We start from the raw sequence: 22,545 nt of genomic DNA on the forward strand, positions 1-22,545 counted from the left end.
ATTGGAGCCTGATTACTGCCCTGATATGAACCCTCATTCCCATGACAGGTCATCTCTCTCATCTCATCTTACCGAATTTATCCTGTCCTATCAATCTATCTACATATCTAACCAAAATGGAAGAAAGCCCGCACAGTCTGATAGAGTTCGCATACGATAAGGCGTGTCACAATCCAGCTTAAAGGGGGGAAATGCTCATGTGGTTATGGATAGGTATATTTACTATCATTTTTCTACTCATCGGGATCATGTATCGCTATCTGGGCCATCAGGTAAAGAGCAAGTTCCATCCTCACGCTCCCAAGCAGCTTCTGGTTAAATTCAAGGAAGGTACAACCCCTGATGAAATGCATACTCTTCACAAAAAAGGGAGGTGCCATGTCGCTGAGACCTACGAAGATTTGGGCTGGTACCGCATAGAATCCCGCAAACAAATGCACCGGATGCTGAAGCATTACAAGAATCATGAGCTTATCGAACATGCAGAGCCCAATTACCTCGTTGAAGCATCTTATATTCCTAATGATCCATTCTTCCCTTACCAATATAACCTGCCAAAAATCAATGCACCTGCTGCGTGGGATATTACCCAGAGCAACAGCTCTGTCAAAATTGCAATCATCGATACAGGGGTTCAACTAAACCACCCTGAGCTGGCTGCCAAACTCCTGCCCGGATACGATTATGTTGATTATGATAATATCCCCGAAGACGGAAACGGTCATGGTACCCATGTCGCTGGAATCGCCGCCTCCGTTACGAACAATGGTGTGGGTATCGCAGGCGTGGCTCCACTGGCCTCTATTGTTCCGCTCCGCGTACTGGATAACAACGGACAGGGAACGGTAGGCAATGTTGGTAACGGGCTTGTCTTTGCTGCGAATAACGGTGTTCAGGTGGTCAATCTGAGTCTGGGAGGACCGATAGGTGATGCCTTCCTCCAGGCTGCCGTTCAATATGCATGGGATCGAGGTGCCGTGATTGTCGCTGCAGCGGGTAACGACAACACTTCGTTTCCGATTGTACCCGCATCTTATCCCAACGTCATTGCCGTCGCTTCAACTAACCCTTCCGATCTCAAATCCAATTTCTCCAATTACGGTTCATGGGTCGATATGGCTGCACCAGGGGATACCATTCTCTCCACATACCTGGGTGGTTCCTATGCTTATCTTAGCGGAACTTCCATGGCTGCACCACATGTGGCAGGAGTGGCGGCTTTACTTGCTGCACAAGGCAAAACAAATGCCCAGATTCGGGATGCATTGTGCTTCGCTTCCGATCCCGTTTCAGGATCTGGGGTCTACTGGACGTATGGGCGACTGAATGCTTATCAGAGTCTGCAAGTACCCTAATGCCCTCAACATCAACGCATGAAGAAGGGACGAAGCAGAGATTCATTCTGCCTTGTCCCTTTTATTCTAGCTCCACATGAACTCCATCAGATGTTTAGAGCACTTTGGCTAACGAACTGAGGTGACACTATGGGGTGCATTTCAGTCCATTTGAAAATGTAACGAATCGGAGGCGCGCTATTTTCATGTTTTATGCGTGTATTCGCCGTTTATCGCCGTTTTCGGATGAAATAGCGTCGCTGAGATTCGTTACGTTTCTCACCTCTCCAAAATCACTAAAATAAAGCGTGTAAGATCTGAAGCCTTTTGAGACACCCAATCAGAAGTATTGTGCACCATTACTTGCGATAACACCTTTGTACCAATGGAAACTCTTCTTCTTCACTCTACGTAGTGTTCCTGTTCCATCATTGTTTTTGTCAACATAGATATAGCCATAACGTTTCTTCATCTCTCCGGTACCTGCGCTGACCAGATCTATCGGTCCCCAGCTTGTATAACCAAGGAGTTCTACTCCGTCTTGAATCGCTTCAGCCATCTCGGTAAAATGACTATTCAAATACTCGATCCGATGGTCATCTTCAACGGTATCATTGTCCAGCAATACATCCGTTGCTCCGAGACCATTTTCCACAATAAACAAAGGTTTGCCATAACGGTCATGTAGCTGATTACATGTAATTCGGAGTCCCTTAGGATCAATGGTCCATCCCCACTCGGATGCTTGCAGATACGGGTTCTTCACTGAACCAAATACATTGCCTTCTGTCGAATCCTTCAAAATCTCAGGGTCCGTACTTGTACACCGGCTTGCATAGTAGCTAAAACCGATATAGTCGACCGTGTTCTGCATCAAGATATCTGCATCTTGTGGTTGCATTTCAATTCGAATGTCATTTTCCCTGAAAAATCTTTTCGTATATCCTGGATATGCTCCCTTCGACTGCACGTCAATGAAGAAGAATGACTCGCGATCTTTCTCCATAGCCTTCCACACGTCATCCGGGTTAGAGCTGTATGGATAGACCATTCCAGCTGCTAACATACACCCGATCTGTGCACCAGGAATGATCTCATGACAAGCCTTAACAGCAAGTGCACTCGCTACCAATTCATGGTGTGCTGCCTGATACAACACTTGTTCCTTATCTTCACCATCCTGTAGAACAATGCCCGCTCCGATATACGGAAGATGAAGCAACATATTGATCTCATTAAACGTCATCCAGTACTTCACTTTATCCTTATATCGATCGAATAGCGTCGTCGCATATTTCTCAAAGAAACCGATCATCTTGCGATTCTTCCATCCGCCGTAAGTCTCGACAAGATGTACAGGTACATCAAAATGACAGATTGTCACGACAGGTTCAATATTATATTTCAATAACTCATCGAAGACATCATCATAAAATTGCAAACCTGCTTCATTCGGCTCCGCTTCATCGCCATTAGGGAAAATCCGTGCCCAGGCAATCGAAAGCCTGAGGCACTTGAATCCCATTTCTGCAAATAACGCAATATCTTCCTTATACCGATGATAGAAGTCAATAGCTTCATGGGAAGGATAGAATTCACCTTCTTTGGGTTGATAAGAATCCAGGTTGCCCAGAGCTATATTCCATCGATTGGCACCAATCGGAATCAGATCTACGGTCGTTAAACCTTTGCCACCTTCCAGATAGGCGCCTTCCAATTGATTCGCTGCGGTTGCTCCTCCCCAGAGAAAATTCTCTGGGAAGACTGTAAACTTTTCATTCATTGAGGAGTTCCTCCTAACCATCAGTAATTTCGATTAGCTTAATACCGTGATCAACTTATCTTTCTCATGAACGGATGCATCTTTGGTACCTACAACATCCAGATATTTTGAAGTATTCGTGACAATGATCGGTGTAACCGTTTCATACCCTGCATCCTTAATCGCTTGCAGATCAAACTCAACAATCAGGTCACCTGCATTAACACGGTCTCCGTCTTTCACATGGGTTGTAAAATGTTGACCTTTCAGTTTAACTGTATCCTGTCCAATATGGATCAGCATCTCTACCCCATCATCGCTTACAAGACCAATGGCATGTTTGGTACGATATACGGTCTGAACAACACCTGTGATTGGTGATACCACTCTACCACTGGTTGGACGAATCGCAATCCCTTTACCCATGTGCTCTCCTGCAAATGTTACGTCATTGATTTCTTTCAGTGCAACGACTTCACCAGCCATTGGGCTTACGATTTCGTATTTTTGATTCGGATTTGGATCAAGTACAGGTGCTGGAGCTGGTGTAGCTTCTACTTTGTCTTTGAATCCAACTACGTACGTCAGAATGAAACCAAGGATGAATGCAATACCACATGCTACCAGGGCCATATAGAACCCGGAATCAACGCCTGTTGCTTTATTGATGAAACTTGGGAAACCGAACACACCCAGTCCGCCAAAGATGTATAATTTCGAACCGGCCAATCCCAAGATACCACCACCGATACCACCAGCAATACAGCTCATGATAAATGGTTTTTTCAGTGGAAGTGTCAAACCGTAGATCGCTGGCTCAGTTACACCGAAGATCCCAGAGATGAATGCCGGAATACCTAAAGATTTCAATTTCGTATTTTTGGTTTTCAGGATGACGGCAAGTACAGCACCGATTTGAGCAAAGGATGCAGCGAAAGACATTGCAATTACCGGATCAGCTCCAGAAGTACTCAAGTTAAGCAGCATGACTGGCACAAGTCCCCAGTGGAGCCCAAAGAGTACAAACACTTGCCACAAACCACCGATAATCAAACCTGTTGCAACTGGGCTTAACTCGTAGATGCCTGTTGCTCCTGCACCAATCAATTGGCCTGCCCAAGTGGATACTGGACCAATCAGAATGAATGTTGCTGGAACGATAACGAGCAAAGTAAAGAATGGAACAAGGAATGTGCTAACGACTTTAGGAATAATATTTTTAAAGAATCTTTCGATCTTAACAGCGAAGAATGTAGCAATAATGATTGGAATAACCGATGTGGAATAGCTCATCAAAATAACCGGAATTCCCAAGAACGTAATGTGAATCGGTGATTCAATTAACGTACCTGTAAACAGGGTGTACAATGGATCTCCAGCAGTCAAACCGGACAGCGTAGGATAAACTAACGAAGCACCTATCGCCATACCCAGGAACGGTGAACCGCCAAATTTCTTGATTGCCGTGTAACCAAGGAAGATTGGGAAGAAGTAGAACAGACAGTCACCCGTAGCATTCAATAGTTGGTACGTTCCGGAAGTGTCTGTAATCCATCCAAAGGATAAAAACATGGCTGTGAAACCTTTAATCATACCTGTTGCAGCCAGCAAACCGAGTAGTGGTGTGAAAACACCAGAGATCATATCGATAAATCGACTGAACAATCCAACTTTCTTGCCTGAGTTGTCTGCTTCCTCCTCAAACTGACCTTCACTCGGGAAATTACCCGCTTTAACAACTGCTTTATATACATCCGGCACTTCGTTGCCGATCACGACTTGATATTGTCCACCACTTTGCATGACGGTAATAACACCTGGCAGATTTTTAAGTTCTTCCGTTTTGGCCACGCTTTCATTTTTCAGTTTAAACCGCAGTCTTGTTACACAATGGAATACGCTGTTCACATTCTCGCGACCACCTACACCTGATAGAATGTCCTTAGCTAATTGATCGTAGTTGCTCATTGTAATTCTCCCTCTCTAAGTAGACTCCCCATGACTTTTGAAACAAATAAAACCTGAACTACTGAACATACACAACATACCGGATCATCCGGAAATCAGTCGTGTTATTCAGCAATTCAGGTTTTGCCCTTAACGGTTGCAACCCTGTAAGGCTGTACACTTGGTATTTAATTATTTTGATAACGAAAGTAAGTTGCATTCCATATCCTCTGAACTGAGGATGGTCGGAATTGCCTGATTGAACAGTTACAACCCGATTGATGTATGCGCTTACTTCTTGAATTCATAATAGTACATCTGAACTACATTTGCAACACTTATTTTTATGAAAAACAAGGAAATGATCGAAGTGATCCTGAATACAGAAAAACCTGAACACCAAATATAACGGAACATCCGGTTGTTGGTCATGTTCTGTCATTTATTCGTCCAGGTTTTGCCCTTGTGACTGGAACTCTGCGAGCTGATCTATGGAATTATTCAGAAGTTGCATTCACTACTCTTTCAATATGAATTGTTAAGTACATCATTTCTTCGTCAGTTAGTTGATATGTGTAGTTACTTTCAATGAACTTCTTGATTTTCTCCGAGCACTTATGTGCTACAGGATACTTTTTCTGGATCATCAAGAACAGTTCATCGTCGTTATTGCTCTTGTAATGTTTTCCTTTGACCAATCGTTGAGCGAAAAACTTCAAATGTGTCACAAAGCGATAGAATGTCAAGGAGTTCTCATCAAAGTCCATTTTGAAATGATACTTAATGATCGTCAGAATTTCCTGCATGACCTGGGTCATACTCTTGATGCTGGGCATATCCTCGTTCAGGGCTGCATTCACAAAATGGAGCGCCATAAAACCGGCTTCATCCTCAGGCAAGATGACACCAAACTGATCACAGATCATGTTGAGTGCTTCTAGTCCAACTTCGTACTCCTCTTTGTACAGCTGCTTCGTCTCCCAGATTAAACCATTGCGGATGGGTAGATTGTTGCGATACCGCTCAATGGCAAAGTGGATATGATCTGTGAGATGCAAGTATATGCTGTCATTCAGATTTTTGCCAAGTTTCAGTTTAGCATAAGCAATAATTTCTTCGGACACTTTCATGTATTCCAGCGGAATGCTTGAGATTAATGCCTTGAAATTTTCCTGAATATCTTCATTCTGTAAAGTAAATATTTTATCGATAAGCTGTTCCGAAACTGTATCACCCGCCCGCTTCTGATAAGCAATTCCCCGGCCGATGACAATGACTTCCCGTTCATCCTTAATCGCAACTACAGCATTGTTGTTCAGGACCTTCTCGATTTTCACTTCATCACTCCAATATACAGAAAAAGACAAACCAATCCCTTTTCTCAAGGTAAACGGCTTTGCCTAATTCTACAGTTACGACCCGATATGTTGTACGTGTTGCCTTCATAATATTACATAATTCTACATAGTGCAACACAAAGCATTTTACAGGAACTCATGGTTTATTGATTTTGCTGTCTTTCTCCAGCTCCGCTTCAATTCTGCGGTTAATGATATCCATCTTTTCTGAATTCAAACGATTAACTTGAGTGTACTCTTTATCCATCTCGTACTTTTCCATCTCATCCTTATTCATTAGTCTCAGATGATTCTTGATTGCTCAGATATCCTCACGCATGTTCAACGTCTGCCGGTAATTGTCCGCAACGAGTGCAAATATGATACCCCCTACCAAAACCGTGCCAAACGGAAACAAAAAACATAGTATAACGCCTACAATCAACAGTAAAAAAAAGTACAACGATCATTCTCCCCCTTTTGAACTCAGATTGACTACAACCTTTTCTCATAGGTATCTCTCAAAGATTCCGCTAATTGATCTTCCAAATGCTTGGCTATAAGTCGAATCGTTCCAGGATCAGATGTGATACTTCTTCCGGGCTCTTGTGTGTGTTATTAATCCGAATATAGTGCTCATGCGTAACTTCTCCCGGTTCGGAATTCAATCGATATTGCTTCATACTATCGAGCAGATCTTGTTCAGACCACTCCGTGTCACGCTTCGTTGGCTTATGTAGCAAGCGATGCGGACTCTTATTGCGTTCCAGTCTCTCCGATGAATCAGCTTCCAGTTCCACATAGCAGACCTGAGCTCCGTTTGATGCAAACATTTCGCTGATCTGGCGAATATACTCTCCGTCCTCTTCCAGATCAAAGGCCCATACAAACGTAAAAATCAGACCCGGCAGGTTACTTTTGGCGACCTCTTGAAAAATCTCTTCACGAAACAATCTCACCAGTCTTTTACCTTGAGGCGTACCATAATTGAAAAAAGGTGACACCAGTTCAATCGTCATATGATTATGAAATAATTTCAGATTCGTTATCTTCTCCAGTTCTTGCCCAACCGTCATTTTGCCCACAGCCTGCGGACCAAAAATAATAACTAATTTCATTTCATCACTCCTGTCAGGGTAGTGTTCATTCCATTATTTGAATTTTATGGACATTTAACTAGGATACCTTCTTTAGAACAAATAAAAAAGAGGTCTCAAGTGTTCCCCTCCATGTTAGATGGAACACTTGAAACCTCTTACCTTAAATTATATATATTTATCCTGACTTAACGTCCAATCAGTACCCATCCCCACTTCATCCGTCGCAATCCAATCGTGCAGATCCATGAGATCAGGAGCGCCACAACATAAGATAAAATAATACCAAGACTGAAATGCCTGGCCAGTTCATCTGTGAGTTCACGTCTCCAGAAGAGCAACACGAGTGGATGCATTAAAAATACACCGAACGCAACTGCACCCAGAGAATCCAGAACACGAGTCGCTTTACGAACCTCGGTATGCTTTCTTGTTCCCATTCGCTCACATAAGATCAACAGGAGCAAGCAGGCTGAGAGAGTAAACAGATTTCGGAAAAGGAACAGCACCGTATAGGTCACCACCGGGTATGAAGCGAAAGCGGTTTTGATATACGCATTACCATATATAAAAATGGCACCTCCACACAACAATGCAGCTATAAGCGCATAACGGAAGGTATACAGTTTCTTCAATGCCAACTCAAAGTTTAGCCCAATCCATGCGCCAAATCCGATCACAATCAAATAACTGGGTAGCAAACTACCTGTTCGTTCGAAGTGAAACTGCAAATGCAATGCATAGAATATGGCCTGGGCAGCAATAAAGAATAATGGCAAGTACCTATGAAACAGATGATGGCGTGTAAGCGACAGAAGCAATGGAAAAACGGCATAAAACTGAAGGATAATCAGAAAAAAGTACAAGTGTGTATGAGCCGTTCCCATCACTAGTTGTTTGGCAAACTGAATTCCATGTGTCCAGGGTTCCTTGCCCGCAAGCAGCTGTTTAATGACAAAATAGATGAGGGACCATACCAAATAGGGCACAAAAACATAGAGTAGACGCTTTTTATAAAAAGCAAGCATCCAACCCTTCTCGTTCACCTTGGAACTGTAGTTGTAAAACAAGACCAGAGAAGAAAGGAACAGAAACGCTGGGACAGCGAATTGCAGAAATGTATTCCAGAAGTAATACACATCATGATCGAGCGTATGCTTGGGGTAATGCGCAACTGCTGTTGAAGTCGCATGAATGGCTACCACTGCCATAATGGCAAAAGCACGATAGAGATCCAGATACTCAATACGCCGGGGCCGATTAACCGGTTGATTCATAAAGATAACCTCACTTGTGACTGATATGGGATGATAGTTTCCGGCCGCAATCCAGATTCTAAGCTTCATTTTAATCAGCACGCGAGGGTTTTACAATCATAATCTATATTATTTTTGCTATATTACATCATTTTTCTGCATTATTCGACATTATTAACCCAAAATCGTTCGACAACGTTACCATCTGATCCACATAGTCTTCATCACGGATGCCACCATTTCGAAGAATAACTCTCTTGGAAGGCTCAAGGTGCATCTATGATTGTAAGTTTTACCATGGTTATGCTCCTTTTGTTGTTCAACTTTTAAACAAGTTCGAAAAAGGACCTGCGTGTAGGCAGATCCTCTTTAAGTGCAGCTTTCCGCTTATTCTATTATTATACGGACTCTGTCAATGTAGGCTCCTGCACGTTCCGTTCTTTCTTCGTAGTAGAATACTTGTATGTGAATTGGTAACTTCCAGATCCCAGTGTGATTTGGACATCGTTCTTAATGCTCCGAATACCCTGAACTTCACTTACCTGATCCAAAGGTTCCCCATGCTCCAGAACGATCTGTGTACCTGCCCCAGGAAGACGAACGGTACCTTTCGTATTAGCAGGAAAATGCACCCGTATCTCCATTTCGTTGTCCGCCAACCGATGCCAGCTCGAAGTGACTTGACCATACATCGTCTCCATGCTTGCTTCTACCCAATCCAGTCCTGGCCCTGGTTGTGGCTCAATATGCACAACATGGAATCCTGGCTGATGTTCATCCGAGCGGATTCCAGCAACATAGCGGTACAGCCATTCCCCAATCGCGCCGTAGGCATAGTGATTGAATGAATTCATGTCCGAACTCCAGAGACTGCCATCCTCTTTGATCCCATCCCAGTGTTCCCAGACTGTTGTTGCACCTTGAGTTACCTGATATAGCCAGGACGGATAGTCCTCTTGAAAAAGTAATGTATACGCCAGATCGTGAAGACCCGCGTCACTCAGCACCGGATTTAGATAAGGCGTGCCTACAAAGCCCGTAGTAAGATGGTTCTCCGCCTCTTTCACAAGTTTGCCCAATTGTTCAACTGCACGCATCCGCGAAGTTTCATCCAGCAGATCAAATTGAAGAGCAAGAACATGCGCAGTTTGCGTTGGGACTGCAATTTTGCCAGCTGGAGTCACGAACTCATTTCGAAATGCATCCAAAATATGACTATGCAACTGATTGTAATATTCTGTGTCGTCTGTCTTCCCAAGTACCTTGGCTGCTTTAGCAGTTAACGAAACCGAATAGGCATAGAATGCAGTCGCCACATAATCCGTGTCCGTTGCACCAACATAACTATCGGGCTTGGAGTCGAGCCCCAGCCAATCGCCAAAGTGGAATCCCGTGTTCCACAGATACGGATCGTCACCCTGCACATGAATGTACTCGATCCACCGTTTCATACTCTCATATTGCTCGGCCAGTAATCTGGCATCCCCATACATCTCATAGATGGTCCATGGACAGATAACTGCTGCATCACCCCAAGCGGCGGAAGAATGATTCGTGTCTCCCCACCCCTCTGACGTGGAACTTCTCAGATCAGGAACGAAAAAAGGGATGCCCCATCCTCTCCCTGATCTGCCTTCAAATCCCGCAACCATTTGGTGAAGAAAGGAGCCGTGTTCATCAGATAGGAAGAGGTCCGGACAAACATCTGTGCATCGCCGGTCCAACCGAGCCGTTCATCCCTCTGCGGACAGTCTGTCGGAACATCAAGGAAATTACCCTTTTGCCCCCATAATATATTGTGATGCAATTGATTCACGAGCGGACTTGAGCATGAGAAATGACCTGTTCTCTCCATATTCGAGTGCAGCACGATTCCGGTGAATTGCTCCAGAAGAAGTTGTTCGGGGAAACCGATCAGCTTCACATAGCGAAATCCCTGAAACGTAAAATGGGGTTCAAATGTTTCCACTCCACCTCCCTTTAGCGTGTAACGGATGCACTGCTTGGCGTCGCGAAGATTATCGGTGTAGAAATTGCCCTCATGATCCAATATTTCAGCATGGTGCAGCTCGACCATCTGACCTGCCTCACCTTGAATGCTGAATCTCACCCACCCCACCATATTCTGACCCATATCGATTACACATTCTCCCTGGGGTGTTGTCAGCAAGGCGATCGGTTGTAACTGTTCTACCTTGGTGACAGGTACATTTTCCTGTGCAACGATCATATCTTTGGAATACTCCAACACTTTCACGGGTGACCAGCTCGCTTGAGATGAATCCGACCAATCAGACTCCATTCGCGCATCGTAGATTTCGCCCATATAGATGTCCGACATACGAATGGCACTTGAAGTAGCCGACCAATCCCCATTGGATATAATACATTCCTCTGATCCGTCCGCATATTTCATATGAAGTTCCAGCAGCAATGCGGATGTTGATCCGAATACCTCCCGTTCTTTGTTCCAACCCAGATAGCCTCGATACCAGCCATCAGCCAAATACGAACCTAATATATTCTGTCCATCCTGAAGCAAGGGTGTAACATCATAGGTTTGATATTGTAACCGCTTACGATATGAAGTCCAGCCTGGTGTAAAAAAATCTTCTCCTACTCTTGTGTTGTTCAGATGCAGCTCATATAAACCAAGTGCGGTCACATATATTCTGGCGGATGCTACTGGCTGCCTCACTTCGAATGTTTTGCGCATACGTGGGCAAGAAGTATTCTCATCCTCCTTATGGCATGCTGTGATCCATTCTGCTTCCCACTTGTTATGTCTATCCATACGTCCCATCTCGAAGTAAGCGATCTCGGACCAGCCCGTATCATTTCCGGCATCATCAAGAGCCCTAATCCGGTAGTAATATCGCGTTCGTGGTAAAGGTTGAAAATGGTTTAATTCCACATGTATGGATTGATCCGTGTTTTGCACGCCTGAATCCCATACCGTTTCATCGAACTCTTCTGTCAGGGACAGTTGGATTCTGTAAGCGGATTGTATGCAGTTTCGACGATCGGATTGCAATTGCCAGCTTAATCTCGGTGATTCTACATCCAGGCCAATCGGATTAATTCTGTACTCACAGCGAAGGTGATTAACGTTGAACATCATCAGCAACTCGTCCTTTCCATGGTGGCTTCCCCATCGGGTTATGATATAATTATATCGATTCCGTTGCAGTAAATACCCGGTAATCCAGACTGTTTTATCCGGTGATTCAGCCATCTGTGGGAGGAGGTTACTTATGAATCCGTCTGTTCAACGAATGAAGAGTGAAACCTTTCTGAATAATCATCTACAGCTTTTCGTCAATCGTTGCTCTGAAGATTTTGTGCTACCGTTTCACACACATGATTTCGTCGAGTACAGTTATGTAGCGGAAGGTAAGGGCTTTCATCACGTAGCCGAAGATGTGATTCCGGTAACTAAAGGTATGTTATTTGTCATTCCTGTCGGTGTTCCTCATGTGTTCCGTCCTGCGAGTACTAACACGAATGAAAATCCGTTAATTATATATAATTGTCTTTTTGATACTGTTTTGATCAACAGGTTGACAGCCACCATTCAGGAAAAAGAAATTATACAACATCTGATGAATCTGGAGCAAAATCAGGTTCCTTACATCTCCGTTGTGGATCACAACAACCAGATTGAAGAATTGATGCTGAAGCTGTACCGTGAATTCTCCGTTCCCGGGATCGGTTCGTCAACCATGTTATACATGCTGGCAACCCAGTTGGTATTGACGACCTATAGACATCTTTATCAAGATGTCCAAGATAAACAAAGTCATTCCACGGATTTTGAGTTTATCCTTCGCTATCTCAAGCAACACGTAAGCAATCGTGTTCAGATGTCTGATCTTGTACGGGTATCGGGCTGGAGTGAAAAACAGATTGCACGAATGTTTCTACGTCATACCGGACAGACCTTTAGCAATCATCTGCAACATCTTCGCGTCCAAAAAAGTTGTGAGTTGCTCAAGAGCTCACAGCACAAAGTAAGTCTGATTGCAGAGCTTGTCGGTTACCGGGACATGGATTCATTTTACGCTGTGTTCAAAAAAATAACGGGTGAGACACCGCTTCTATATCGCAAAAAATCCAGAGCACAGCACTCTGGATTTTGAACAAGCAATTTTCAAACATTAAGATATTAGAACATTCGTACTTTTAAACCATTAGACATTCACAACCTGCAATACTTCATCTATGTATACCTTGGCATCTTTCCATGAAGTCATCAACGGAAAGTTGTATTGCTCTCGCTCCTGTATATTCCACGGATGCGGAATACAGATGACTTTTTTGCCATCCTCATACGCAGGAATCAGATTATGTGCTCCATCATCGATCAGCAGATCGAAACCAAGCAGATTTTTTCTTTTGCATGTGATAAACTGTTCTGCTGTTATAAAAGGCATATGGTGCTGGAGCCAGTTCCATTTCTCAACAACGGTTCTTGGTTCTGCTGCCGTCACAACAATGACATCATAAGCATCGTTCAGCTTCCGCATCTCATCGACAACATACTCATCGTATAATTCCAATTCCTCGAACAGACCCGGCCGACCGTAAAATACATCATGAGTGCTTTCCGGATGACGCAAGTGGGATGTATCCCAATGAATCATATCCTCATAGCGAAGCAGATGGGTCGGGAAGTTGAGGTTGTTGTGATAAATGGCTCGCTTAACCAGTTGACATATCGTGTCATCCATATCCACAGCGATAATCGGTTTTTTCATCGTTATCCCCTCCCCCAATACGAACACAGTATATCACCCTGAGTGTCATGAAGTCATCATTTTTACGTTGGAGTTCCCATGCAATGAAGGAGTCCAAACATGTTCCTTTATACCAAAAGACGCCCCTGCGCCGCAATAGCTGCGACCGGAGTGCGCCTTATTAAATGGACTATTCCAAATTCTCACCATTCGAGGCAATGACTTTTTGGTACCAGCCAAAGCTCTTTTTCTTATACCGATTCAATGTGCCCTCACCGTTGTCGTCCTGATCAACGTAGATGACGCCATAACGTTTCGACATTTCCGAGGTGGATGCACTAATGATATCAATGGCTCCCCAGTTGGTATAACCCATCAGATCAACACCATCCATTACGGCTTCTTTCATCTGTGTAATATGTTTTCTGAGATAATCAATACGGTAATCATCGTTGATGGAACCGTCTGCCTCAACCGTATCTTTCGCTCCAAGCCCGTTCTCCACTACAAACAATGGCAATTGATAACGGTCATAGAGCTCTTTCAATGCAATGCGCAGACCGATCGGATCAAGCTGCCATCCCCATTCCGTACGCTCAAGGTTCGGGTTCTTAATCGTACTGTACAGGTTGCCTCCAGTTACTCCATATTCCTCTGGATTAACTGCGGATACCAGGGATGTGTAATAACTGAATGAGATGAAATCAACCGTATGCTCACGCAGGATCTGCTCATCTCCCGGTTCCATGGCAATGGTAATCCCGTTCTCTGCCCAATACCGCGCCATGAACGTTGGGTAACTGCCGCGAACTTGTACATCCGTATGCAGCAGGTTCAATTGATTGTCGATTTGAGCTTGCAGCACATCCTCTGGCTTCGAGGTTGCCGGATAATGAATCATGCGGGCGAGCATACATCCGATCTGGAAGTTCGGGTTAATCTGACGCGCCTTCTCTGTCACTAGGCTGCTGGCTACGAATTGATGATGAAGTGCCTGATAAGAAGCCTGCATCGTGTTATCGACCCGATCTTCAATGATACCTCCGCCGGTGAACGGCTCAATAATGGTTGTGTTAATCTCATTAAATGTCAACCAGTATTTAACCTTGTCCTTGTAGCGGGTCATCACCGTCTCAGCATATCTCACAAAATGTCCAATGACTTCGCGACCTGCCCAGCCGTTATATTTCAACACAAGTGACATCGGCATCTCATAATGCGAGAGTGTTACGAGGGGTTCGATACCATATTTGCGGAGTTCATCGAACACTTCGTCATAGAAGCGTAACCCTTCTTCATTCGGCTCAGCATCATAACCATTCGGGAAAATGCGCGGCCAGTTGATGGACAGACGGAAAGTCTTGAAGCCCAGCTCGGCAAACAACGCAATATCCTCTTTAAAACGATGGTAAAAATCAATTCCGTAACGCTTCGGATAACCCTCCGCACTATGATGTGCCATGGCTTTCTCAACGGTTGCACTGGTGACATGCATCAATTCTCTAAGGTTGGTGTAATCCTTTTTCTCAAAATAAGGAACCATGTCCGCCGTGGACCATCCTTTGCCGCCAGCGTCGAATCCACCTTCAGCCTGATTGGCGGCAATAGCACCGCCCCATAGAAATCCTTCGGGAAATCCTTGTCGATTCATCATGTCTATCTCTCCTTCTTTTGTTCATTCGTTTGACGATGTCTTATTTATTACATATTAGCCTTCAGCACATCTTGACCCATCTTGATGTCGCCCAATTGAACAGGTTCGATCTCTTGATAATCCGCTGTGTTGGTTACAACCATTGCAGTTGTAATGTCATATTCTTTGGCAATCTGATCGAGTTCAAATGTCAGCAAAAGGTCACCAGCTTGTACCCGTGTACCTGAAGTGACATGTGCCTCGAAATACTGTCCGCGTAGCTTCACCGTGTTAATTCCCACATGAATCAACAATTCCATACCGTTATCACTGCGAACAACAATAGCATGTTTGGTTTTGAACACGTTCATAACCGTCCCTGAGACCGGAGATACCAGTTCGCCCAACGTGGGTACAAAAGCTACCCCTTTGCCCATCAATTCATCGCCAAATGTCGGGTCATTTACTTCACGAAGCGGAATTGCTCGTCCTGTCATCGGCGCAGATGCAATCGCATTACTCGTCGGCGTGGGAGTACCCATATTATCTACATCTACATTCATAGTTGTCGTAGTACCCTTGGAAGCTACTGCCGCTGGCGCTGTAGAAGCTCCAGGCGAGAATTTAGCCAATGCCTCAGCGTCGCCTTCCTCTTCCTTAATGCCGAATATCGTAGACATAATCGTACCCACGACAAAGGCCAAAATCATGCCACCAAAGGAATACCAGAAGGTTTGCCCGATCAGAGAAGGCAGACCTGGGAGACCACCGTTACCCGCAAGTACATAAGCTTTTGCTCCAAAGGCAAGAGCGAATCCGCCACCTACAGCACTACCGATCATGGCTGCGGCAAACGGTTTTTTATACTTCATGTTAACCCCGTACATGGCAGGCTCTGTCACACCCATCAGAGCTGTAAAGCTCGTGGACAATGCGACGGTTTTAAGTTTTTTATCTTTTGCCCGGAAGAATACGCCGAGTGTTGCACCAGCCTGACCCATATTGGAGATAAAGGTCAATGGCAAGAATTTATCGAAGCCCAGTGTAGCAATATTGCTCAGGATGATTGGCACGAGTGCATAGTGCATTCCTGTCATAATAATGAGCGCCATCGCGCCGCCAAGAACAATACCTGCAATCAATCCGCCTTCATTCAGGAGCCAGTTGATACCACCAGACAATCCGCTACCTACAAATGTACCCAACGGACCAATCGCGATCAGCGTCACTGGAACCATAACAAGCAATGTAATCAGTGGCACAAGCAATAGCTTGAGTGCAGCAGGAATAACGCGGTCAACCCACTTCTCAACATAGGACATCAACCATACCGCGAGTAAAATCGGGATGACCGATGAAGCGTAACTTACTGCTGTAACCGGAATGCCGAGAAACGCAACTGATTCACCGCTAGACAGTAGCGCACCCATATCCGGGTACATCAGTGCGGTACCTAGCGCAATCGCGACAAACGGGTTACTGCCGAATTTACGAGCAGCGCTGACTGCAATCAGTAAAGGCAGATAGTGGAATACGCCGTCACCAATGGCTGAAAGAATACGATACGTATCCGTTCCAGCAGACATCCAACCTACGGACACGAATAGGGCAAGTAATCCCTTGAGCATACCTGCCGCAGTAATCGCTGGAAGCATCGGAGCAAAGACGCCTGCGATTGTTTCAAAAATATTCAGCACTACATTTTGTTTTTTATCCGACTTTGGCTCTTTATTTTCTGTACTTTGCTGGATTGCCGGATGTTCCTTCACCATAGCATCGAATACTTTTGCCACATCATTACCGATAATGACCTGGAATTGATCGCCGGAAATATTGGTTCCCATGACCATATCCAATTTCTTGAGTGAGCCGTTATCGACCTTGTCATTACTTTTCAGATCAAAACGTAGTCGAGTGACGCAGTGATACACCGAGTTAATATTGTTGGTTCCCCCAACGGCTTTAATGATTTCCTGTGCCGTTTCCTGATGTTTCATGTTGATTCCCTCCTTATTTTTCCAATAAAAAATACCCGAACGAATAGCGCAGATCATCACGCCTTTTCATTCGGGTATTGCCTGATTGAACAGTAACAAGCCCATAGATATGATGTTGTGTATGACTCTCCATACTGACTAAGGTTCAACATGTTAGATGTCCCGCTTAGGTTTCATCAGACGCTCCAGATGGAGCGTAAGATATAACTGCTCGGAGTGGGTCATGTCATACTGATAGTTTTTATGGATAAAAGTCTCGATCTTGCCAATACATTTGAAAGTCTCCGGATAGTTTTTCCGAACCACTTCATACAAATACTCCTCGGCATCGTCATGTGAAGAATGTGTAATGACACGCTGGCAGAAATATTTCAAATGGGTGATGAAGCGGAAATAGTTGACACTATCTTCGTCCAATTCGATGTTAAAGTGATATTTGACGATATTCATAATCTCCTGCAACAGCTGCATTAGATGGGTGACATCGTTCATGGAATCATTCACTTCCGCATTGATGAAATGCAAAGCAATATTGCAGATTTCATCTTTGGGGAACTCAATATCCAGTCTTTCCTTCAGCAAGGTCAGTGCTTCTCTGGCCACATCATACTCCGCCTTATAGAAATGCTGAACTTCCCAGGAGAGTGGATTTCGAGTAATCATTCCTTTTTCCAAGCGTTGAACGGCAAAGTGAATGTGATCAGACAACGAGACATAGATCCCGTCACTGATGGTTTTGTTCAGTTGCGTTCGTGCCAGTGTCACAATATCATCTGTTGCCTGCAGAATTTCAATAGGCACTTCAGCTACGATGGATTTGAATTTTTCATAGATCGATGCATCCTGAAGACGGAAGACCTTCTCGATCCGCTCTTCATCAATTACATCGCCTGCCTTGAACTTAAATCCGATACCCCGGCCGAGGATCAGCAGTTCCTGATTTTTGTCATCCACGGTACTGACAATATTGTTATTAAATATCTGTTTAATAATCATTATGGACCCACCTGGTTTTTTTTGAGGAATAAAAAAGGGCAAAACCAAAACAGAAATAATAGAATCATTTCCATAGTGGTTTTGCCCGCATTACCGGTAACAAGCCTCGGATCTAATCTATCATAACCTGAAAACGGTGTCAACCACAAATACTGCCATTGATATTCAACTTTCTTCCCTTACTTGAGTCATTTCCCTATGTTCCGTGTTTAAGGGCACATATGTTTTAATATTCACATATTGATACAGATTCAAACGAAATATTCCCAGCGACTCATCGGTTGAATCGAATGAGATTATAACTAAAGTAAATGTTTTGAAGGAATTTTCACCTTAAATAGAGAAATGATTTACATTGTAGTAAATAATTTTAGAATAAAGGGGATTTATTCGTGAGGGACAAAGTAAAAGGATTACTCATTGGTATCACAATTGGATCAATGCTTACAGGAGTTACAGCTTATGCAGCATCAGGAACGCCAATAAAAGCTTTACTACAGAAAGTAAATATTTATGTAGACGGAACAAAGAAGTCGACAGCTAATGCAATAACCTTTAACAACACTACATATGTACCCGTTAGAAGTATAAGTGCTGCACTCGGTGAGAACGTAGCTTTAAAGTCAAACAATCTGTACATCGGCAAACAACCACAAATTAAATTAACAGGAAATCAAGCGTTTGAACTGTTATATAAAAAAATAAAAAAAGAAATCGATATGTATAGTTTAACTGTTGGTGAGGAACCAAAAGACGGAGATTATTATGTAATGCGTTCATACTCTGACAGAGAAACACATGAAGTAACTTATGGCCTTTATTACATACACATGTACACAGGAGAAGTCTACGAATGGAACTTCAAATCCAAGAAAATGGTAAAACTATAGTTATTAAAAGGCCCTTCTCTCGAAGGGCCTTTTGTCCTTACTGAAACGTTACATTAATCTGTACAATCTCCGAACGACTGCTTGTGCGAATCGGAGGTCCCCAGAAGCCAAATCCGGAGGTTACGATGGAGTGCATAGAACCTTTTTGCAGATAACCCCAATCATTCTCGTAAATAGCCTGTGTGATGAACTGAGCCGGCGCAATCTGACCACGATGGGTATGACCGGATACGACCAGATCTACATTGTTTTGCTCCGCAATATCCAGATCATACGGCTGGTGATCCATCATAAGTACCGGTTGGGTTAAGTCCGTATCTTGTATTAATGTAGCTACTTCTGCCCGATCCTTCTCTGTCCGGTCTTTCCGTCCAATCAGGGTGATTTTGTCATCCAGAACGATCTTGTCATCGTACAGAACTTGCATGTTGCTCTTCTCCAGCGCAGCAATCAGATCTTCAATCGGACCATCGAACTTGTCGTGATTCCCGAGCGAAGCATAGACGCCGTACGGAGCCTGAATATCACTGATAATGTCAGCAATTCCGCTATTAAGATACACTTCCAGATTGTCATCAATGATATCTCCAGGATACAGCACCAGATCTGGCTTCAGTGCATTGATCTCCTCCACCATGCGTTTGGCATGTGCAGGACCAGATAGAAGCCCGAAGTGCATATCGGCAGCCATGACAATGTTGAGCTTGTCTACACCTTCTACTTTTTTATCAATCTGAATGTTATATGTTCTCACTACCGGGCTGTAGGCGTTAAAAATGCCATAACCCAGTGTTGAAATTAACAATACGAGGGTAGCAACACCTGCCCACTTGTGTGCATGATGTCTAGGAATTCGGGTTAATCTCAGTAACCACAGTGTCAAATGAACTACAGGCAGAATTAGCAATAATAACGAGAAAATCGCAAGCCAGTAGGAACCGATGATACTGAGAAAAGAGATGCTGCCAAACAATCGTGCCAAAATGAAAGAAAAAGCAAGAAATACAAGCGCTATAATATACAACCATCGAAATCTGGCTGACACGACAGGTTTCATCCAACTCCAGCCGCTCCTGCCTATGTAGAATACTAATAAACCATATACTACCACAAATAATATACCTACTAATACGAACATGCCTGGCCTAACCTCCACGTCAATAAGTTGTATGCTGAACTCTGATAACGAACAAGTCCGTCTGAACAAGTATAACGTAAAAGCAGGAGTTCAAACACCGGTTTGCTATCTTTAGATAGGTACATTTTATTACAATTTGGTGATACTTAATTTCTAGATATCTAACTCACCTAGCCCAATATCATTGCTAGAACTAAAAAGACATTCCCACAGTCGTCATGAACGACCGCGGGAATGCCCTTCTTCGTACTAGAATCTTACTCGTTCGTGTCCATCCACTGGAAGTGGAATGAACCTTCTTTATCCACACGTTGGAATGTGTGAGCACCGAAGTAGTCACGTTGTGCTTGCAGCAAGTTGGCTGGCAGACGCTCCGTACGGTAGCTGTCGTAGTAAGACAGTGCGCTGGAGAAGCCAGGTACCGGAACACCTTGTTTTACAGCAGCCGCTACAACTTCACGCCAAGCACCTTGATAAGACTCAACGATATTTTGGAAGTATGGATCAAGCAGCAGGTTTTTGAGTTCTGCGTCTTTGTCATACGCTTCTTTGATGTTTTGCAGGAACTGCGAACGGATGATACAGCCGCCACGGAAGATCATAGCAATGTTGCCGTATTTCAGATCCCAGCCGTACTCATCGGATGCTGCACGCATCTGTGCAAATCCTTGTGCGTAGGATACGATTTTACTTGCAAACAGTGCTTTACGCACATTCTCGATGAATGCTTTTTTGTCGCCAGAGAATGCTTCCGTCGCTGGTCCATTCAAGATCTTGCTTGCTGCTACACGCTCATCCTTCATCGCAGACAAGAACCGGGAGAATACGGATTCCGTAATCATGGACAAGGGTATGCCGAGGTCCAGCGCACTTTGGCTTGTCCATTTACCTGTTCCTTTTTGTCCAGCAGCGTCCAAAATCACGTCAACCATAGGTTTACCGGTTTCTGGATCGTATTTGGAGAAGATATCTGCTGTGATCTCGATCAGGTAACTGTCCAGCTCTCCTTGATTCCATTCCGTAAAGATCTCATGCAGCTCTTCTACGGAAACGTTCAATACGGATTTGAGCAAATGGTAAGCCTCACCAATCAACTGCATGTCTCCGTACTCGATACCGTTATGCACCATTTTCACATAGTGTCCGGCACCGTCAGGTCCGATGTACGTGCTGCAAGCATCATCGCCAACTTTGGCCGAGATCGCCGTCAGAATCGGTTCAACCAACTGATAAGCACTCTCTTGTCCACCCGGCATGATTGCAGGGCCTTTCAGAGCGCCTTCTTCCCCGCCGGAAACACCTGCACCAATGAAGCGGAAACCTTTGCCTTCCAGCTCTTTGCTACGACGTTGCGTGTCGGGGAAGTAAGCATTACCTCCATCGATAATAATGTCGCCTTGATCCAGATGAGGAAGCAGCTGCTCAATGGTTGCATCCGTCGCTTTACCCGCTTGTACCATGATCAGAATCTTACGCGGCGACTCCAAGGACGCCACAAATTCTTCGATGGAGAATGCACCTATCAGGTTTTTACCTTCTGCTTCTTTCAGAAGATCATGAGTTTTCTCCGGGGAACGGTTAAATACCGCTACCGAGAAACCTTTACTTTCAATGTTGAAAGCCAGGTTTTTACCCATTACTGCCAATCCAATAACACCAATCTGCTGTTTACTCATTATGTCCTCCCAATACTCCATTATTTATATATTTTATGTTGTTAAAACGGATGAATTATTACATATTACTGTACTGTTTTTTTCCAGTCAGCTGCAAATTTGTCCATACCCTGATCGGTCAGCGGGTGTTTGGAGATCTGTTCAATAACGGAGAATGGAACCGTAGCAATATGCGCTCCAGCCATCGCTACACGTGTAACGTGATCCGGATGTCTTACGGAAGCCGCAATAATCTGAGCATCCAGGCTATGTGTACGGAACAATTCAGCAATTTTGGAAACCAATTGTACGCCATCTTCGGAGATATCATCGAGACGTCCTAGGAATGGGGATACATATGTTGCACCCGCACGTGCAGCCAGAAGCGCCTGATTGACCGTGAAGATCAACGTTACGTTGGTTTTCACACCTTTTTTGGTCAAGTAACGACAAGCTTCAAGACCTGCAAGTGTCATTGGCAGTTTGATGGTAATGTTTTTGTCGCTGTTATTAATTTTGATCAATTCGTCTGCTTGGGCAATCATCTCTTCAGCAGTAAGAGCATCTGGTGTTACTTCCGCAGATACGGACTCAACTTCAGGTACCAAACGCAGGATTTCTTCGATACGATCTTCGAATTTCACGCCTTCTTTGGCTACCAAAGAAGGGTTCGTTGTTACACCGGACAATACGCCGATTTTATAAGCTTTTTGAATATCATCCACGTTAGCTGTATCGATAAAGAATTTCATGATTCATTACCTCCA

The 22,545-nt window shown here is 44.1% G+C and carries 17 protein-coding genes and 1 pseudogene; 3 read left to right on the forward strand and 15 right to left on the reverse strand.

Annotation, left to right across the window (positions count from 1 at the left end; genetic code table 11):
* The first annotated feature begins 197 nt into the window (after positions 1-197).
* On the forward strand, positions 198-1,355 hold the full coding sequence (locus C0Q44_RS19655; RefSeq protein ID WP_105408935.1) for a S8 family peptidase: 1,158 nt from the start codon (positions 198-200) through the stop codon (positions 1,353-1,355).
* A gap of 319 nt (positions 1,356-1,674) precedes the next feature.
* On the opposite strand, the gene C0Q44_RS19660 is transcribed toward C0Q44_RS19655, so the two are convergent.
* The 8 genes and pseudogenes from C0Q44_RS19660 to C0Q44_RS19685 all read right to left on the reverse strand — a co-directional run.
* The gene (locus tag C0Q44_RS19660; RefSeq protein WP_105408936.1) at positions 1,675-3,117 is read right to left on the reverse strand and encodes a 6-phospho-beta-glucosidase; all 1,443 of its coding nucleotides are present in this window, start codon (positions 3,115-3,117) and stop codon (positions 1,675-1,677) included.
* Between the two features lie 33 nt (positions 3,118-3,150).
* On the reverse strand, positions 3,151-5,064 hold the full coding sequence (locus C0Q44_RS19665) for a beta-glucoside-specific PTS transporter subunit IIABC (protein WP_105408937.1): 1,914 nt from the start codon (positions 5,062-5,064) through the stop codon (positions 3,151-3,153).
* A 476-nt stretch (positions 5,065-5,540) separates the two neighbouring features.
* Positions 5,541-6,380, reverse strand: coding sequence for a BglG family transcription antiterminator LicT (gene licT, locus C0Q44_RS19670; protein ID WP_105408938.1), 840 nt, complete (start codon positions 6,378-6,380; stop codon positions 5,541-5,543).
* A gap of 157 nt (positions 6,381-6,537) precedes the next feature.
* Entirely contained in the window at positions 6,538-6,678 is a 141-nt protein-coding gene (locus tag C0Q44_RS30305; protein ID WP_181151085.1) for a hypothetical protein, read from the reverse strand.
* Between the two features lie 259 nt (positions 6,679-6,937).
* Positions 6,938-7,498, reverse strand: a complete 561-nt coding sequence (locus C0Q44_RS19675; RefSeq protein ID WP_105408939.1) for a DEAD/DEAH box helicase family protein — start codon at positions 7,496-7,498, stop codon at positions 6,938-6,940.
* A 167-nt stretch (positions 7,499-7,665) separates the two neighbouring features.
* Positions 7,666-8,754, reverse strand: coding sequence for an acyltransferase (locus C0Q44_RS19680; RefSeq protein ID WP_181151086.1), 1,089 nt, complete (start codon positions 8,752-8,754; stop codon positions 7,666-7,668).
* A 377-nt stretch (positions 8,755-9,131) separates the two neighbouring features.
* Entirely contained in the window at positions 9,132-9,587 is a 456-nt protein-coding gene (locus C0Q44_RS31565; protein WP_308737451.1) for an alpha-L-rhamnosidase C-terminal domain-containing protein, read from the reverse strand.
* A pseudogene (locus tag C0Q44_RS19685) lies at positions 9,588-11,968 on the reverse strand (family 78 glycoside hydrolase catalytic domain); the annotation flags it as partial.
* 19 nt (positions 11,969-11,987) lie between these two features.
* Here C0Q44_RS19685 and C0Q44_RS19690 point away from each other — a divergent pair.
* Positions 11,988-12,872, forward strand: a complete 885-nt coding sequence (locus tag C0Q44_RS19690; protein WP_105408941.1) for an AraC family transcriptional regulator — start codon at positions 11,988-11,990, stop codon at positions 12,870-12,872.
* A gap of 51 nt (positions 12,873-12,923) precedes the next feature.
* Here the strand turns inward: C0Q44_RS19690 and C0Q44_RS19695 are convergent, their stop codons facing one another.
* From C0Q44_RS19695 to licT (C0Q44_RS19710), 4 genes are all read right to left on the reverse strand, one after another.
* Positions 12,924-13,490, reverse strand: coding sequence for a 5' nucleotidase, NT5C type (locus tag C0Q44_RS19695; RefSeq protein WP_105408942.1), 567 nt, complete (start codon positions 13,488-13,490; stop codon positions 12,924-12,926).
* Between the two features lie 169 nt (positions 13,491-13,659).
* Positions 13,660-15,123 carry a glycoside hydrolase family 1 protein gene (locus C0Q44_RS19700; RefSeq protein WP_105408943.1) on the reverse strand — a complete coding sequence of 488 codons (1,464 nt, stop codon included), beginning with the start codon at positions 15,121-15,123 and terminating at the stop codon, positions 13,660-13,662.
* Positions 15,124-15,170: 47 nt separating this feature from the next.
* On the reverse strand, positions 15,171-17,099 hold the full coding sequence (locus tag C0Q44_RS19705; RefSeq protein WP_105408944.1) for a beta-glucoside-specific PTS transporter subunit IIABC: 1,929 nt from the start codon (positions 17,097-17,099) through the stop codon (positions 15,171-15,173).
* Between the two features lie 153 nt (positions 17,100-17,252).
* Entirely contained in the window at positions 17,253-18,095 is an 843-nt protein-coding gene (gene licT, locus C0Q44_RS19710) for a BglG family transcription antiterminator LicT (protein ID WP_105408945.1), read from the reverse strand.
* Positions 18,096-18,487: 392 nt separating this feature from the next.
* Between licT (C0Q44_RS19710) and C0Q44_RS19715 the strand changes: the two genes are divergently transcribed.
* Positions 18,488-18,985, forward strand: coding sequence for a stalk domain-containing protein (locus C0Q44_RS19715; RefSeq protein WP_105408946.1), 498 nt, complete (start codon positions 18,488-18,490; stop codon positions 18,983-18,985).
* Between the two features lie 37 nt (positions 18,986-19,022).
* Here C0Q44_RS19715 and C0Q44_RS19720 read toward each other — a convergent pair whose 3' ends face one another.
* The 3 genes from C0Q44_RS19720 to fsa form a co-directional block, all read right to left on the reverse strand.
* A complete protein-coding gene (locus C0Q44_RS19720) occupies positions 19,023-20,123 on the reverse strand; it encodes a metallophosphoesterase (RefSeq protein ID WP_105408947.1) in 1,101 nt (366 codons plus the stop codon).
* A 257-nt stretch (positions 20,124-20,380) separates the two neighbouring features.
* Positions 20,381-21,799, reverse strand: a complete 1,419-nt coding sequence (gene gndA / locus C0Q44_RS19725; protein WP_105408948.1) for an NADP-dependent phosphogluconate dehydrogenase — start codon at positions 21,797-21,799, stop codon at positions 20,381-20,383.
* Positions 21,800-21,864: 65 nt separating this feature from the next.
* Positions 21,865-22,530, reverse strand: a complete 666-nt coding sequence (gene fsa / locus C0Q44_RS19730; protein ID WP_105408949.1) for a fructose-6-phosphate aldolase — start codon at positions 22,528-22,530, stop codon at positions 21,865-21,867.
* Positions 22,531-22,545: the final 15 nt, after the last annotated feature.

The sequence above is a fragment of the Paenibacillus sp. PCH8 genome (assembly GCF_002968835.1).
In the GTDB taxonomy this organism is placed as follows: domain Bacteria; phylum Bacillota; class Bacilli; order Paenibacillales; family Paenibacillaceae; genus Paenibacillus.